Consider the following 14,347-nt stretch of genomic DNA (forward strand, 5'->3'; position numbering starts at 1 on the left):
AGAATCATTATTATTGCGGTTTGCGATTATGCGCAGCGTACAGCCAAATGCAAGCGAAATCCGGCGGTGTGTCACCGCCAGAGGCATCATCGGGGAGAAAGATTCCCGCCGGGCGACGGGAATGAGGGGTAAACGGAGAGACTCAGGCGTCGCGCCAGCGTTTAAACACCAGTGAGGTGTTGATACCGCCAAAAGCAAAGTTGTTTGACTGGACGTAATCGGTCTGTAGCTGCCGGGGCGCGCCAGTGATGTAATCCAGCTCACCGCATTCGGCGGCGGGCTGCGTCAGATTCAGCGTGGGCGCAAACCAGCCCTCACGCATCATCTCAATACTCATCCAGGCTTCCAGCGCGCCGCAGGCACCCAGCGTGTGACCGAAATAGCTTTTCAGCGAAGAGATGGGTGTACGATTGCCAAAAATTGCTGCCGTCGCCTGGCTTTCGGCAATATCGCCGCGATCGGTGGCGGTACCGTGTGCGTTAATGTAACCAATCTGCGCTGCCGTCACCCCTGCGCTGTCCAGCGCGCGCTGAATACAAATCTGCATGGTTTCACGCTGCGGCTGAGTGATATGGGCCGCGTCACAGTTAGTGTGAAAACCGACCAGCTCCGCATAGATGGTCGCGCCGCGCGCCTGCGCATGTGCCAGCGATTCCAGAATCAGCGTGCCCGCCCCTTCGCCAATCACCAGACCGTCGCGCTGTTGATCGAACGGTGCCGGCGAGGTGTGCGGCGCATCGTTACGCTGGCTGGTGGCAAACAGCGTATCAAACACGGCGGCTTCCGAGGGGCACAGCTCCTCTGCCCCGCCCGCGACCATCACGGTCTGATAGCCATGGCGAATGGCTTCCCACGCGTAGCCAATCGCCTGGCTGCCGGAAGTGCAGGCGCTGGACGTGGGGATCACGCGACCGCGCAGACCAAAAAACAGTCCAGCGTTAACTGCCGTGGTGTGCGGCATCATCTGCACATAGGTGGTACCGGTGATGTTGTTGGTGTGCTTTTCCGTCAGCATGGTGGCGAACTCGCTCACCGGGCCGGTGCTGCCGGTCGAAGACCCATAGGCGATGCCGGTTTCACCACTGGTCAGCACCGGATGATCAATCAGGCCGGCCTGCTCCAGCGCCAGCTCGGTGGCACGCGTCGCCAGCAGTGAGACGCGGCCCATGGCGCGGATGCGTTTACGCGTGTAGTGCGGCGGCAGCGTGAAGTCATCGATCGGCGCGCCCAGTAGCGTGTGCAGGCCATCATAGACTTGCCACTCCGGCATTTTACGTACCGCATTCTGGCCCTGTTTAATGCGCTGCGCCACCGCGCTCCAGCTCTCACCGAAAGCCGTGACGCCGCCCATACCGGTAACCACTACCCGCTGCATCACAACATCCCTCCGTTGATGGAAATCACCTGCCGCGTAACGTAGCCAGCGATATCCGACATCAGATAGCTGGCCAGGCCAGCCACCTCGTCTGCCGCGCCCATGCGTTTCATCGGAATGATTTTCAGCGCTTCGTCGATTACCTGTGGCTCAAGATCGGTCATGCCGGTATCGATCAAACCTGGCGCGATACAGTTAACGGTGATTTTGCGTTTCGCCAGTTCAATCGCCAGCGCTTTCGTGGCGCCGATGATGCCGGCCTTGGCCGCGCTATAGTTGACCTGCCCGCGGTTGCCCATCATGCCAGATACCGAAGAGAGGGTAATGATGCGTCCGCCCTGGCGCAGGCCGATCATCGGCATGACGCAGGGATGAATCACGTTATAGAAACTGTCGAGGTTGGTGTGGATCACGCTGTCCCATTCATCTTCGGTGAGCGCCGGAAAAGCGCCGTCGCGGGTAATGCCCGCATTGCTGATCACACCATAATAAGCCCCGTGCGCGGCGATATCCTGCTCCAGCGCGTTACGCGTGGCTTCCCGCTGTGCCACGTCAAACTGCAGCGTGCGGCCGCGGCCGCCTGCGGCAACGATCTGCGCCAGCGTCTGCTGCGCACCGGCGGCGTCGCGGTGGTAATGCACCACAATATCAAATCCGTCGGCGGCCAGACGTAAAGCCATGGCACGGCCAATACCTTTACTGGCCCCGGTTACTAATACGCTGCGGGTCATCACTCGGTTCCTTGTTGCGCTAATCGGGTTAATTCGTCGTCGTCGGGCTGGTAGGTGTTCAGTCGTCCGCTGGCCAGCAGGCTGGTGCCGCAGCGGATCTCGCCCTCAAAACTGCCCAGCTTGTCATCGCGCATCAGCAGGTGCATCTCAATCTGCAACTCACTGTGTGCCGCGAAGGTGGGCGCACTGGCACGATAGCCGCGCCCGCCCAGCAGCATGCCGGGGCGGATGTCACTGGCGCCGCGCTGGCGGGCATGAAAGCCGGACCAGACGCCCACGGTCTGCGCCATGATCTCGACGCCAAACCACGCCGGCAGCTCGCCCTGCGGCGTGAGAAACGGTGCCAGCACGCCGTGCGGGCTCACCGTGACCGCACAGACAACGCTGTCTGGCGTGACGTCAAGCACGCGCTCAAGCAGCAGCAGCGGCGCGCGGTGCGGCAGGTAATCGCCCACCGGCAAAAAATCATTCATGCGAAGATCCTACAATCAGGCAGGTATTGTTCCCGCCAAAGGCAAATGAGTTGGAGGCAATCACCGGGCGCGCCAGCGGCTGTGCCACAGTCAGCAGTCCACAGGGCGGCAGCGTACTATCCTGCGTCGCGTGCGAAAAATCCTGCGGCGGTAGCGACAACTGTTGCTGGATAATCAGGGCCGCCAGCGCGGCTTCGGTGGCGCCTGCTGCGCCCAGCGTGTGGCCGGTGAGGTGCTTAGTGGAACTGCACGGCACGGCGTCACCGAACAGACGGTGAATCACCGCCGCTTCAACCTGATCGTTGAGCGGCGTGGCGGTACCGTGCAGATTGATATAGCCCACCTCGTGCGGCTGCAAACCGGCCTGCTGCAGCGCCATGCGCATGGCGGCTTCCGCGCCCACGCCCTGCGGATGCGGCGCTGACATGTGCCAGGCATCTGACGATTCACCGCAGCCCAGCAGCGCCAGTGGCTGTGGCTCGCGCGTCAGCAGCAGCAGCGCCGCTGCTTCGCCAATCGAAATTCCGTCGCGCCCGGCGCTGAACGGTGCGCAGTGATGTTCCGACAGCGAATCAAGGCTGGCAAAGCCGTTAATCGGCATGCGGCTGAGCGAGTCCGCACCGCCCACCAGTGCTACGTCGGCCAGACCGGCAGCAATCAGCCGCGCCCCGCTGATGATGGCGCGCGCGCTGGAGGAGCAGGCCGTAGAAATCGTGTACGCCGGGCCATCCAGCTGCAGATAGTGCGCCAGAAAGCGCGACGGATCGCCCAGTTCCTGCATCCGGTAGTCATAACCGGCATGGCCGCCGTCCGTCTGCCGATCGCCCTCATCCACGCCGGAAGTACTGGTGCCCAGCACGATGGCCACGCGGGCGCGACCATAGCGCGTAATCGCCTCATCCAGCGCCGGCTGACACTGCTGCAGCGCCGCCAGCAGCAAACGATTGTTGCGCGTATCATGCGCCGCCAGTGCAGCCGGTACCGGCGGCAGCGCGCCCGGCACTTCACCCAGCCAGCAGCGCTTGCCCTGCGCTAACCAGCCGTCACGCGGCTGCATGCCGGGCGCTGTGCCCTGCTGTAGCTGGGCGGCAATCTGCGCCAGGCTGCTGCCCAGCGCATTGACCATGCCAAAAGCCGACAGGTAAATCATGAGGAGGCGTCCAGATGCTGGATGTGAATCTGATAGCCAAAGGCGCGCTGATCGACGCTAATCGGCTCACGCTGTTCCCCGCGCTGCAGATAATGAATCTGGCTGATCAGCTGGCCGGAAGCATCGCGCAATTCGCGCCGGTCGCCCACATCGCGCAGCGTCCAGCCGGACGGCAATTGCGGCTGCCACGCGCTGACCGGCCAGTAGCTCAGCATAATATCGGCCAGCACCTGGCTGGCTGGCGGCAGGTCGGGCAGCGCCATCATCTGCTGGGTATAAATCCCCTGTTGATCGTAAGTGACGCGGAATAGCCGGATGCCAAGCGACGACAGCCCGGCCAGCGAGATCTGCTGCGCATCCGCGCTGAGCAGCACCAGCAATGACTGGGTTTTGCCCTTCACGCGCCCGGTCAGCAACTGCTGCTGCTGAAAGCCGGGTGAGATGCCCGGTGCCGGCAGCGTGACGCGCACGCCAGGTTTGAGCCAGGCCGTGGGCCGGCTGGACTCGTCATGGTGAGACGCACATCCGCTCAGCAGCAGGCTGAGCGCCAGCAGTAACGCACCCATTCTCATCGTGATTTCCTTTTTCCGCCCGCCAGCGCCAGCGGCGCCAGTAAAAATGCACAAAAAATTCCGCTGCACAGCACGGTACCAAAGCTGCTGATAGCGCTGGTACTGCTGAATACCAGCATGCCCAGCGTCAGCAGCGTGGTCATCATCGCCAGCGTCACCGCCAGCATCGATGTCAGCGGCGTGCCGCGTGGATTACTGAAAAACAGCGTGTAATTGATGCCAATGCCCAGCACCAGAATCAGCGCCAGCAGCGCAAACAGATTCAGACTGGCCCCCAGCCAGCCGAGCGTGGCCAGCGCGGCCGCCAGCGACAGCCATGACGGCAGCGCGCTGCGTAGCCCGGCTTTGAGGCCAAGGCGCAGGGTGTAGCTGACGGTGATCAGCAGCAGCGCCAGCGCCAGCAGGCCGCTTAGCAGCGTGCGCCAGAAGCCAAACAGCTCATCGTAACGGGCCTTGCGATCAACCCAGCTCACGCCTGCCTGCGCTGTCGCCAGCTTTTGCAGCGCGGCACTGTTCTGCACGCCGCTCACCGGGACCAGCACGCTGCTGCGTCCGTCAGGCAGCGACAGCCACAGCAGCCGCCAGCCTTCACTCAGCGGACTCGCCAGCCACGCCTGCACGCTGACCGGCATCGGCTGCAGACTGGCCTGCGCCAGATGGATACCGGCCTGTTGCAGACGCGCCATGATAGTCGGGGCCGCCTGCTGTAACAGCGCAACATCCTGCTGCTGCTGTTCCAGCGAGCTAAGCGGCAGCAGGCGATAGCTCGCCAGCCAGCCCTGCTGCTGCGCGCGCTGCAGTTCGGGCGCCAGCGCATTAAGCCGCTGCAACACCTGCGGCTCGTTATCACCCCAGACGACAAACCAGGTTTGATCGGCCTGTTGCCCGGTGAGCTGCGCCAGCTGGCGATCCTGCGCCAGCAGTTGCGCCGGCGCGCTCTGCAGATGAGCAATGTTATCGTCGACGCGCAGCTGTAAGATGCCGCTCAGCGCGTATAGGGCCACCAGCAGCGGTAACCCGACGCGTAGCCCGCGCTGGCGGCGCCACGCGGCCAGCCAGCGCGCCAGCCACACCATCATCGGCACCGGTCGCACCGGCAGGCCGCGCACCAGCCACGGATAGAAACAGATCACCGTCAGGCACGAGGCGCTCAGGCCGCTGGCGGCAAATACCGCCAGCTGGCGCAGCCCGGGAAACGGTGCCAGCAACATCAGCAGCCAGGCGATCGCCGTGGTGCCCAGCGCCAGCAGCAGCGTACCGCGCACTTTATGCAGACTCTGCCACGGTGTGGCGTGCTCACCGTGCACCATGCGTTCCGTCAGGTAGTACAGCGTATAATCGGCCGAGATGCCGACAATACTGAGACTCATCACCAGCGTGGTGAGATGCAGCTCACCAAAAAACAGCAGCGTGAACACGGTGCCGGCCATCGCCCCGATGGCTACCGACAGCGCGCTCAGCGCCAGCGGCCGCAGTGAGCGAAACACCAGCCACACCAGCAACAGCAAACCGCCCAGCGTCACGCTGCCCAGCGTGGCAACATCATGCTGCGCGCGCTGGCTGGCATCGTCGCTGAACAGCACCGTGCCGCGCGTCAGCAGCTGCGCCTGCGGCCAGCGCTGTTTCAACTGCTGCTCAAGCTGATGCAGCGCGCTGACCAGCTGATGGCTCTGCGCCATGCTGAAGGCGTTATGTACCAGTTCGCCGTGCAGAAAATACCAGCGGCGCTGCTGCGCATCGCTGACCGTCAGCCAGCCGTTGTGCAGCACCATTTTGCTGGCGTTCTGCTGCAGCGCCAGCTGCGCGCCACGCACCAGCAGCAGCGGGTCACCGGCAAGCTCTTTGCTGCTCACCCCGGCAAACGCCGAAAACAGCTGCGCCAGAATCCAGTCGGCCTGCGCGCCGCCGCCGTGCTGCAGTCGCGCACGCGTCAGCGGATCGATCAACCCGTTGCGATGCTGATAAGCAAAGCTTCCCCAGCGCTGCAGCTGATCATCATCCAGCGCGCCGCTGACCTCACTGAGCATCGGCAGTGCCCGGAGCTGCGCCTGCCACCACGCAGCGGCGGCGTCACCGTCCGCACCGGGCGCACTCACCAGCCACACCAGCTGGCGGTCGAGCCGCTGCATAAACCCCTGCTGAATCTCTGCCGGCGCCTGGCCAAGATTCTGCTGCGGCAGCAGAGCCAGCACGCTGCTGTTAATGTGGCTGCGCGGCAGTAACCAGGCCAGCGCCAGCATCAGCAGCAGACAGACGGCCAGCCACGCGCGCGCGGCAAAAATCTCACTGCGCTGCGGCAAAACGGGCTCGCTCTTCATCAGTCAGTTGGCCGGGCTGCGTACGGGTATCGCTCAGAGTGATTTCCGTTTTATCGCCCTGGCGGTCATCCAGCGTAATGCGGTTGAGATACGCCGCGCCCTGCAGATCGATGCGGTTGAAGATCTTATTCAGCGGTGCCGCTTTCGGCGTCAGGCTCAGCTGCCAGCCGTCGCCACCGTCATCGCGGAAATTGAGCTCAAAATTCTCGCGCAGTACCTGCTCATCAGCCTGGAACAGCGCGCGCAGCAGATGGTTAAACTGGAACATCTGCGGATTGCTGTCTGCGGTGATCACCTGCGGCGGCTGGCCGCTCATGCTTTGCACCATGCGGTGATCATCCAGAATCAGCGTCATCGGGAACGGTGTCGCCTGGTGCCACCACAGCCCCTGCTGCTGAGCAATCAACAGCTGGCCGCGCGACACCAGCGGCTGCGCCATGCCGGCGATGCTGCGCACCTGAACAAAGCTGGCGCGAATCACCGGCTGGCTGGCAAAGCGCTGCTGTAGCTGTTCCAGCGTCACCGCGCTGGCACTGGCGCTGAGCAGCGTCAGCAGCAGGCAGACCAGACGAATCATGATGACACCCCCAAACGCTGCAGCAGAATATCCGGCGAGACAAAGCACATCTCCTGCGTGCTGGCGCTGACCGCCACCTGCAGCGTGTGCGCTTTGGTGGTCACCTGCCCGGCAGCGTTCCGGATGACATAATCGATGCGCAGCCGGTTCTCATATTCGCTGATGCTGGCTTCAACACGAATGGCCTCTTCACAGCGCAGCGGCAGGCGGTATTTAACCCGGGTATCGACCACCGGCCAGACGTAGCCGCTGGCGCTCATCTCTGCATAGCTGTAGTTGATACTGCGCAGCAGCGCTTCACGCGCCACTTCGAAGTAGCGGAAATAGTTGCCGTGCCACACCACGCCCATCGGATCGCAGTCATGAAACGAGACCACCCGTTCAATCTCCGCGCGCCAGCTTGCGTTACGCATCGCGTTGCTCCTCTTCGGGCAGAGCCCAGAAATCGTAAAAGTTAAACCAGTCCAGCGGTGCCAGCAGGGCATGATGTTGCAGGCGCGCAGCATAGCGATCGACCGCCGCCTGCAGCGCCTGCTGTCGCCCATTGCGCGGCAGCGGTAAAGGATCGGCAAAGGCCTCGCAGTGCACGCGCAGTTTGCCCTGCTGGCGCAGCGCGAACATCAGCAGCACCGGACAGCGCAGCGCCGCCGCCAGCACAAAAGGTCCCTGCGGGAACGGTGCCGGTTGGCCCATAAATTCACTCCACATCACGCGCCGTTCGCCGCCGCGCTGACGCTGCACGGCGGTGCGGTCGCCAACAATGGCCACCCACTCACCGGCATCCAGCTTTTGCTGCAGTAAAATTGCGGTGTCCGGGCCGATATCACTGACCGGCAGCAGATTGACGCCCGCCTGCGGCGCAATGCTCTCCAGCACCGCGCGGAAGCGCTGGGCGTTGTCGGTGAACACCAGCGCGTTGATCACCAGACCGCTGACCTGCTTCGCCATCGCCCGGCAGGCTTCGATATCGCCCAGATGCGAGGCGAGAATCAGCTGACCTTTGCCTTCAGCGGCGCGAATCACCGCTTCCGCATCGGGCGCGAAGTCGATATCGCGTCCCCATTGCAGGTCACCGCGCCAGCTGGCGACTTTATCCAGCATGCTGTTGCCAAAACGCAGGAAGTGACGATAGCTGCTGAGCGGCCGCGGCAGCGCAATCTGCTGTTGATGCGCCACGGCCTGTACGCGCGTCAGCCACTGCTGCGACGCCGCCCGCGCCGCGCGACCGCTGAGCCAGTACACCGCCACCACCGGCCACAGCAGCAGAATAAACGGCAGGCGGCCGGCACGCTGGTACAGCCACAGCATAAAGCGCAGCCCCCACTGGCCGCGGCGCTCTGGCGTCGCTGCCCAGTGCGCCTGCTGACGCCGGCGGGATAGCAGCTGCGGGATGCGTGGCAGCATGCCAAAGAACAGGCGGGTGTGCATCCACGAGATACGCAGGTTGTCGTGCAGCGCGTCAAAGTGTGAGACGCCGCTCGGCGGATAGGTCACGCGCGTGCGGATAAACCGGCTCGGCGTGCCCTGCCAGTAGAGGCGCACCATGATCTCGGTGTCAAAATCCATGCGCTGGCCAATAGCGCGGCGATCGCACAGCTCAAGCGACGCTGCCAGCGGATAGACGCGGAAACCGCACATGCTGTCTTTTAGCGAGAACGACAGCGTTTCCACCCATACCCAGAAATGGGTGATGTAGCGTCCATAGAGCCGGGATTTCGGGATTGAGGCATCGTACTGCGGCTGGCCGGAGATCAGGCAGTGCGGATAGCGTTCAGCCTCTGCCAGCATGCGCGGTGTGTCCTCCACCTGATGCTGTCCGTCGGCGTCCAGCTGCAGCGCATGACTGAAGCCCGCGGCTGCGGCGGCGCGCAGTCCGGCAATCACCGCCGCTCCCTTACCCTGGTTGTGCGGCAGCGTCAGCACCCGGAGCTGCGGCGCATCCAGCGCAGCGATGTGCTGTTTGGTCCGGGCATCGCTGCCGTCGTCGACCACGATCACCGGCAGGTTGAACGGGGCCAGCCGCGCCAGCACCGACGCCAGCATGGCACCGTGGTTGTAGCAGGGAATCAGCACACAGGGCGCAAAAGCTGCACTCAGCACAGGCGAATCTTCCCGCTGCTGGCGACCTCAGCCTGCGCACCGCGCAGCAGCGCGTAGCGAAAACTCAGTAGCGACTTCTCCGGCAGCCACTGCAACTGCAGCTCCAGCTGCGCATCCGGCGGCACCGGCTGCTGGAATTTGATATTTTCAATCGAGGCAAAGCTCTTACCCGGCGCGAGGCGCGTCAGGCCGTAGTGCAGTACCCAGTCAAGCTGCGCCACTCCCGGCAGAATCGGCAGCGTCGGGAAGTGGCCGCGAAACCACAGCAGGTCGGCAGCCGCCAGCAGGCGCAGGGTGAGCGTGTCGTCCTGCTGTTGCGCGTCTAATTCAACCGGTAACATCAAACAGTTCCTCTATCTGCGGCCATGCGCGTTTGCTCTGCGCGGTGACCGGAATTGCCGTCACCACCCGCCAGTAGCGCGGCATGGCGACCGGCTCCAGCCAGGGTTGCAGCGCGCGTTTCCATTGTTGTTTACGCTGGTGCAGCGTGGCGGCGTCTGGCAGCTGCGGCAGCGCCAGCACCACCGCGATGGCATGGCGGCCGTGACGCTGAATCGCCAGCGCGGCGGCATCTTCCACACCAGGCAGCGCCAGCAGGCGACGCTCTACTTCGCTCAGCGACACGCGCTTGTCTTCAATTTTCACCACCCGATCCTGGCGCCCTGCCAGCTGAAACTGGCCCGACGGCTGCTGCACGATACGATCGTCCAGCGCACAGCCCGCGCGGCTCTCCAGCAGATCGGAGAAGACCTGCCAGCGCTGCGGCGCGATCTCGCGCAGCGAAACGTGGGGGAAACACTGCCACAGCGCAGCGTCATCGCTGGCCCGGCGCCACGCGATCACCCCGGTTTCGGTACTGCCATAAATTTCATCCACTGCGCAGTCCAGCGTTTGCTGCGCGCGTTGCGCATCCGCGCCCGGCAGCGCGCCGCCCGCGGAGACAATCAGTGCACAGGGCGGCGCCACCAGCGCCGTGTCAAGCCGGCGCAAAAACGCCGGGCTGCTGATAAAGGCGTAGCGGCGATCGGCACGCTGATCCGCCAGTTGCTCACCATAAAAAATTTGCTGCGCGGCGAACGGCAGGCCGAGCGCCATCGGCAGAATAATGCGAAAACTCAGGCCATACAGATGCTGATGGCTTACCGAGGCAATGACGTGACACCCCTGCAGACGCGTGCCCCACAGATCGGCCAGCCACTGGGCTTCGAGATCCATGGCGCGCAGTGATTTGACCACGCGACGCGGCGTTCCGGTTGAGCCGGAGGTGAACAGCACCAGACTCGCCTGCGCCGCTATCTCTGGCAGCGCGCCCTGCGCCAGCGCGCCGTCCCAGCGTAGCTGTGGCAGGGTGACCGCCAGCGGCATATCGCTGATCACGCCATCAAGACTGTCGTGCATCTCTTCCAGCTGCGCTGCGCGGCAGTGGCCGGGGATGACCGGCGTTTTGCCGGCGTACCAGCTCGCCAGCAGCGCCACGGTAAAGTGGTAACTGTTGTCAAAGCACAGCGCCCAGCGTGCGCCAGGCTGCGCCTGTAGCTGATGGGTTAAGCCCAGCACCTGCTGCCGCATCTGCGCCAGCGTATGCTGCTGTTGCCCCTGCCAGGCTACGAGACGATCGGCGCCGTGCAGCCAGTCGCGAATCGCCACGGCCTTCATGCGTGTTTCCTCATGCGCTGACGCAGCAGCCATTCGCCGCCCATCAGCGCGCCCATCAGCACATAGCTGATGCACCCGTTCCAGAGTGTCCATAGCCGGATATGACTCAGCAGGCAGGTAGTCAGGGCCACGCTGCCGTTGAAAATAAAAAACCCGCACCACACCTGCGTCACGCGTCGGGTATAACGGACGGCACGCGGCGGCAGCTGAGGTTCACGCAGGCGCGCCAGGCGCTCTACCAGCGGCATCGGGCTGAACAGCGACGCGGCGAACAGCAGAAGCAACAGGCCATTCACCACCACCGGATACCACAGCAGCAGATGCTGCGCCCGCAACACGATACTGGCGAGAGACAGCAGGCAGCCGATCAGCGCCAGCAGCAGCAGCGTGCGGTTCAGCGCGCCCTGCGCCTGACGCAGGCTCCAGATACGCGCCGCAAACACCAGCGCCAGCAGCACCAGCACGCCGCGCCACTGCGGGTGAGTCAGCGCCAGCCATACCAGCAATGGCCAGGCGATCAGCGCCAGCGCGTTCAGCAGCTGCAACAGCCTGTGCATGGCGTTTATCAGGCCTGGTCGCGCATCAGCTGGTCGACGGCGTCAACCACGTCCTGTACGGTGCGCACCGCGCGGAAGGCTTCTGGCTTGATCTTACGCCCGGTGCGTTTTTGCAGATGCACCACCATGTCAACCGCATCAATACTGTCGAGTTCGAGATCTTCATACAGGCGAGCGTCCGGGCGGATCTCGTCCGGATCAATTTCGAACAGCGTAGTCAGCAGCGTCGCCACTTCCTGGTAAATATCTTGTTTATTCATGTCGACGGTTCTCAGGCTTGCTGTTGTTCAACAAAAGCGGCCAGCGTGGCCACGGAAAAAAAGTGCGCCCGCAGCGTTTCGCTCTCGGCGGAGAGCTGCACGCCGAAGCGGTTTTTCACCGCCAGTCCCAGCTCCAGCGCATCGATCGAGTCGAGCCCCAGCCCTTCGCCAAACAGCGGTGCGTCGCTATCGATATCATCCGGACTGATATCTTCCAGATTCAGCGTGTCGATAATCATGGTTTTAATGTCGTCAATCAGTGCTTGCATAACTTACTTTGTCTCTTCAGGCACCAGCGCCTGTTGCAGATAACGCGTCAAACGGCGCGCGGCCAGCGGCTGCGCATCCTCATCCGCTTCGTGAAAGGCGTGGCTGGCAATACGCGATTGTACGCGTACCGTAAAAACCGGTTTAACCAGCGGAATCTGATACCAGCGGCTTTGCTTGTCGAGCATACGCTGGGTACAGGTGATATGAATCACGCGCAGATCGCATCCGGCGCGCACCGCAATATTTGCCGCACCGCGCTGCAGTTGTAGCGGCTGGCCGTAGCGGGTGCGCGTCCCTTCGGGGAAAATCAGAATGGTATCGCCGCGTGCCAGCCGCTGCTGGCTATCCGGCAGTAGCGTCTCCGCCTCGCTGTTGATCAGGTAATCGGCTGATTTAATAACGCCGCGGAAGAAAATGTTGTGCTGCAGGTCGGCCTTCACCAGGCAATCCATCTCGGGTAACAGCGAGGCGATCATCACGTAATCGATCAGCGACGGATGGTTGGCGACAATCAGGCAGCCGCGATCCTGACGCAGCGCCTCTGCGCCCAGCATCTGATAGTCATACACGCCGACAAAACGGCAGAAGCGCAGAAAGCAGCGAAAGCTCCATGCAATGCTGCGGCGCGCGATTTGCCGCCGGCGCAGACCGTCACGCTGAATCAGCAGCAGCAGGTTGAACCAGATTAGCGACAGCAACAGACCGCCAATGCTGAACAGGCTAAAGCAAAGCGCGGTCATCACCAGCCGCCAGTAATAGTTGCCACCGCGCCGCTGGCGCATCGGCATAGCGTTATCCGCCATGAGCACGCTCCCAGCGCCACTGATGACGCTCGCCGGCCAGGGTGAAATCCGCCGTCTCGCTCAGCATCGCATGCAGAAACTGCAGGCTCTGCGGCAGCGCATCGGGCTGAGAGCGGGCGGCGGTCGCCGTACAGCGCCACGCTTCGCCGGCGCGCAGCAGCAGCGCAACCGCGTAGGGTGCATTAAAGGTATCGATCTCCGGCAGCCACGGACGGTAGTAGTCGGGCACCAGCCCGTCAAAATCCACCAGCAGCACCTGCCGGTAACCGGCCTGATGCAGCGTGCTGACCTCAAGCAGGCCCTGCTGGAAGCTGTCGATGCCGGCAGAAATTGACGATGACACTAATGGCTGACGTGCGGCGATGGTCAGGCTGCCGACCGCCGAGTTGTGCACCGACATCGCGAAGTCGGTGGGGGATAGCGGCTGGCCGTCCGCAAGCGTACGCAGAATACGCAGATTGCGTTCCAGTTCGCCATGGCGGCTGGTAAACACCACGGCGTCAACCGACTGTCGGGCCAGCAGCGCAAGGCCGCACTCCACGGCGGCACGGCTGCCGGGGCTGAGGCGACGGGCAGTCATCATCGGTAAAAACTGAGGTTTGGCGATAGCCAGGCAGGCATCCAGTACCGGCGCGTGTTGCGCCCAGCGCTGCCAGTCGTCGGCGCTGCTGTGGCCCGGCGCGATGGCATGCCAGTCAACAAGGGAGTAAGCGAGTTTCATACCTGCATTCTTTCTTCAGCCTCAGGGATGGTCAGATTTTCGCTGCGCGGCATCCCTTCCCTGCTCTCTATTCCAGTCATCCGCCTCACGCGGATGTCGCCGAGTTCTCAGGCGGACATCGGGTCCGCCTGTTTCTATTTCGGCAGCGTGCCGGCTAACTTTACGATTAACTGTTAGCGGCGCGCGTGATGACTTATTTTACCGCCTGCACCGCCAGACGGGTCTGGATGCCCTGGTTCAGGTTCTGAATCCAGCGGTTGTAGTTACGGTGAATCTGGCCACTGCCTGCTTTCAGATTGGTGCTGCTGACGTAATCAATGCGGTAGCTGTTAGCAGTGTAGGTGATACGGATGTTCGCCGTGTGGCCGCGTTCAGCCAGCAGACCATTCATCACGCCCGGACCCGCCGGTGAGATCACCCAGTGATTGGCCGCGCCAGCTTCCACGATAGCGCGCTGCATCTGCTGATCGCTGTAGCTCTGTGCGACCGTCTGGCTGACGTTCTGGATCGGTGCCGTGCGCGATGCACAGCCGGTGATTAATACCGCTGCAACCAGCAGTGCCAGCGTGGCTTTTTTATTCATCATTTCCTTTTCTTCCCCTGTCATGGCAAGCCGCGCAACCACGCGGCCGTGCAGGTAACAACCCCTGCATAGTTCCGTTCAGACTGTGTAAAGCGCCGCGGATAATACCACTAATTGTAAAGACAAGTAAAAAAAAGCATGAACCACTTAAGTTCGGGCTGGTGCTGTTGTGAAAGCGGGGTGAACGGGCTTTAGACGTCA

Annotated in this window: 17 protein-coding genes; all 17 read right to left on the reverse strand. The window is 62.8% G+C overall.

Translation table 11 applies throughout. From position 1 onward, the window contains the following. Positions 1–142: 142 nt before the first annotated feature. The gene (locus tag E7738_RS07050; protein WP_058759684.1) at positions 143–1,375 is read right to left on the reverse strand and encodes a beta-ketoacyl-ACP synthase; all 1,233 of its coding nucleotides are present in this window, start codon (positions 1,373–1,375) and stop codon (positions 143–145) included. After that, the gene (locus E7738_RS07055) at positions 1,375–2,106 is read right to left on the reverse strand and encodes a 3-ketoacyl-ACP reductase FabG2 (protein WP_058759685.1); all 732 of its coding nucleotides are present in this window, start codon (positions 2,104–2,106) and stop codon (positions 1,375–1,377) included. Before E7738_RS07055 ends, E7738_RS07050 begins: the two co-directional genes overlap by 1 nt. Then, positions 2,106–2,579: a hotdog family protein gene (locus tag E7738_RS07060; RefSeq protein WP_260641305.1), complete on the reverse strand. Its 474-nt coding sequence runs from the start codon at positions 2,577–2,579 to the stop codon at positions 2,106–2,108. Before E7738_RS07060 ends, E7738_RS07055 begins: the two co-directional genes overlap by 1 nt. Continuing rightward, positions 2,572–3,729, reverse strand: coding sequence for a beta-ketoacyl-[acyl-carrier-protein] synthase family protein (locus E7738_RS07065; RefSeq protein ID WP_394516234.1), 1,158 nt, complete (start codon positions 3,727–3,729; stop codon positions 2,572–2,574). The genes E7738_RS07060 and E7738_RS07065 overlap by 8 nt, the downstream gene beginning before the upstream one ends. After that, positions 3,726–4,301 (reverse strand): DUF3261 domain-containing protein, encoded by a 576-nt coding sequence (locus E7738_RS07070; RefSeq protein WP_394516235.1) that lies wholly within the window; start codon positions 4,299–4,301, stop codon positions 3,726–3,728. Before E7738_RS07070 ends, E7738_RS07065 begins: the two co-directional genes overlap by 4 nt. Further along, entirely contained in the window at positions 4,298–6,619 is a 2,322-nt protein-coding gene (locus E7738_RS07075; RefSeq protein WP_394516236.1) for an MMPL family transporter, read from the reverse strand. Before E7738_RS07075 ends, E7738_RS07070 begins: the two co-directional genes overlap by 4 nt. After that, the gene (locus tag E7738_RS07080; RefSeq protein WP_125309392.1) at positions 6,585–7,196 is read right to left on the reverse strand and encodes an outer membrane lipoprotein carrier protein LolA; all 612 of its coding nucleotides are present in this window, start codon (positions 7,194–7,196) and stop codon (positions 6,585–6,587) included. The genes E7738_RS07075 and E7738_RS07080 overlap by 35 nt, the downstream gene beginning before the upstream one ends. Beyond that, entirely contained in the window at positions 7,193–7,609 is a 417-nt protein-coding gene (locus tag E7738_RS07085) for an acyl-CoA thioesterase (protein WP_058769602.1), read from the reverse strand. Before E7738_RS07085 ends, E7738_RS07080 begins: the two co-directional genes overlap by 4 nt. Then, positions 7,602–9,296, reverse strand: coding sequence for a glycosyltransferase family 2 protein (locus tag E7738_RS07090; RefSeq protein WP_262263931.1), 1,695 nt, complete (start codon positions 9,294–9,296; stop codon positions 7,602–7,604). The genes E7738_RS07085 and E7738_RS07090 overlap by 8 nt, the downstream gene beginning before the upstream one ends. Beyond that, positions 9,290–9,637 (reverse strand): ApeI family dehydratase, encoded by a 348-nt coding sequence (locus E7738_RS07095; protein ID WP_058780771.1) that lies wholly within the window; start codon positions 9,635–9,637, stop codon positions 9,290–9,292. Before E7738_RS07095 ends, E7738_RS07090 begins: the two co-directional genes overlap by 7 nt. Continuing rightward, positions 9,624–10,952 carry an AMP-binding protein gene (locus tag E7738_RS07100; RefSeq protein WP_394516237.1) on the reverse strand — a complete coding sequence of 443 codons (1,329 nt, stop codon included), beginning with the start codon at positions 10,950–10,952 and terminating at the stop codon, positions 9,624–9,626. Before E7738_RS07100 ends, E7738_RS07095 begins: the two co-directional genes overlap by 14 nt. Beyond that, positions 10,949–11,509 carry a COG4648 family protein gene (locus E7738_RS07105; protein WP_021508261.1) on the reverse strand — a complete coding sequence of 187 codons (561 nt, stop codon included), beginning with the start codon at positions 11,507–11,509 and terminating at the stop codon, positions 10,949–10,951. Before E7738_RS07105 ends, E7738_RS07100 begins: the two co-directional genes overlap by 4 nt. An 8-nt stretch (positions 11,510–11,517) precedes the next feature. After that, positions 11,518–11,769 carry an acyl carrier protein gene (locus E7738_RS07110; protein ID WP_021508262.1) on the reverse strand — a complete coding sequence of 84 codons (252 nt, stop codon included), beginning with the start codon at positions 11,767–11,769 and terminating at the stop codon, positions 11,518–11,520. 11 nt (positions 11,770–11,780) lie between these two features. Continuing rightward, positions 11,781–12,038 carry a phosphopantetheine-binding protein gene (locus E7738_RS07115; protein ID WP_021508263.1) on the reverse strand — a complete coding sequence of 86 codons (258 nt, stop codon included), beginning with the start codon at positions 12,036–12,038 and terminating at the stop codon, positions 11,781–11,783. A 3-nt stretch (positions 12,039–12,041) separates the two neighbouring features. Then, on the reverse strand, positions 12,042–12,842 hold the full coding sequence (locus tag E7738_RS07120; RefSeq protein ID WP_021508264.1) for a lysophospholipid acyltransferase family protein: 801 nt from the start codon (positions 12,840–12,842) through the stop codon (positions 12,042–12,044). Then, positions 12,832–13,563, reverse strand: a complete 732-nt coding sequence (locus tag E7738_RS07125) for a beta-ketoacyl synthase chain length factor (protein ID WP_282995862.1) — start codon at positions 13,561–13,563, stop codon at positions 12,832–12,834. Before E7738_RS07125 ends, E7738_RS07120 begins: the two co-directional genes overlap by 11 nt. Before the next feature lie 193 nt (positions 13,564–13,756). After that, positions 13,757–14,146, reverse strand: a complete 390-nt coding sequence (locus E7738_RS07130; protein ID WP_058759697.1) for a hypothetical protein — start codon at positions 14,144–14,146, stop codon at positions 13,757–13,759. Positions 14,147–14,347: the final 201 nt, after the last annotated feature.

This window comes from Pantoea sp. SGAir0430 (assembly GCF_043549295.1).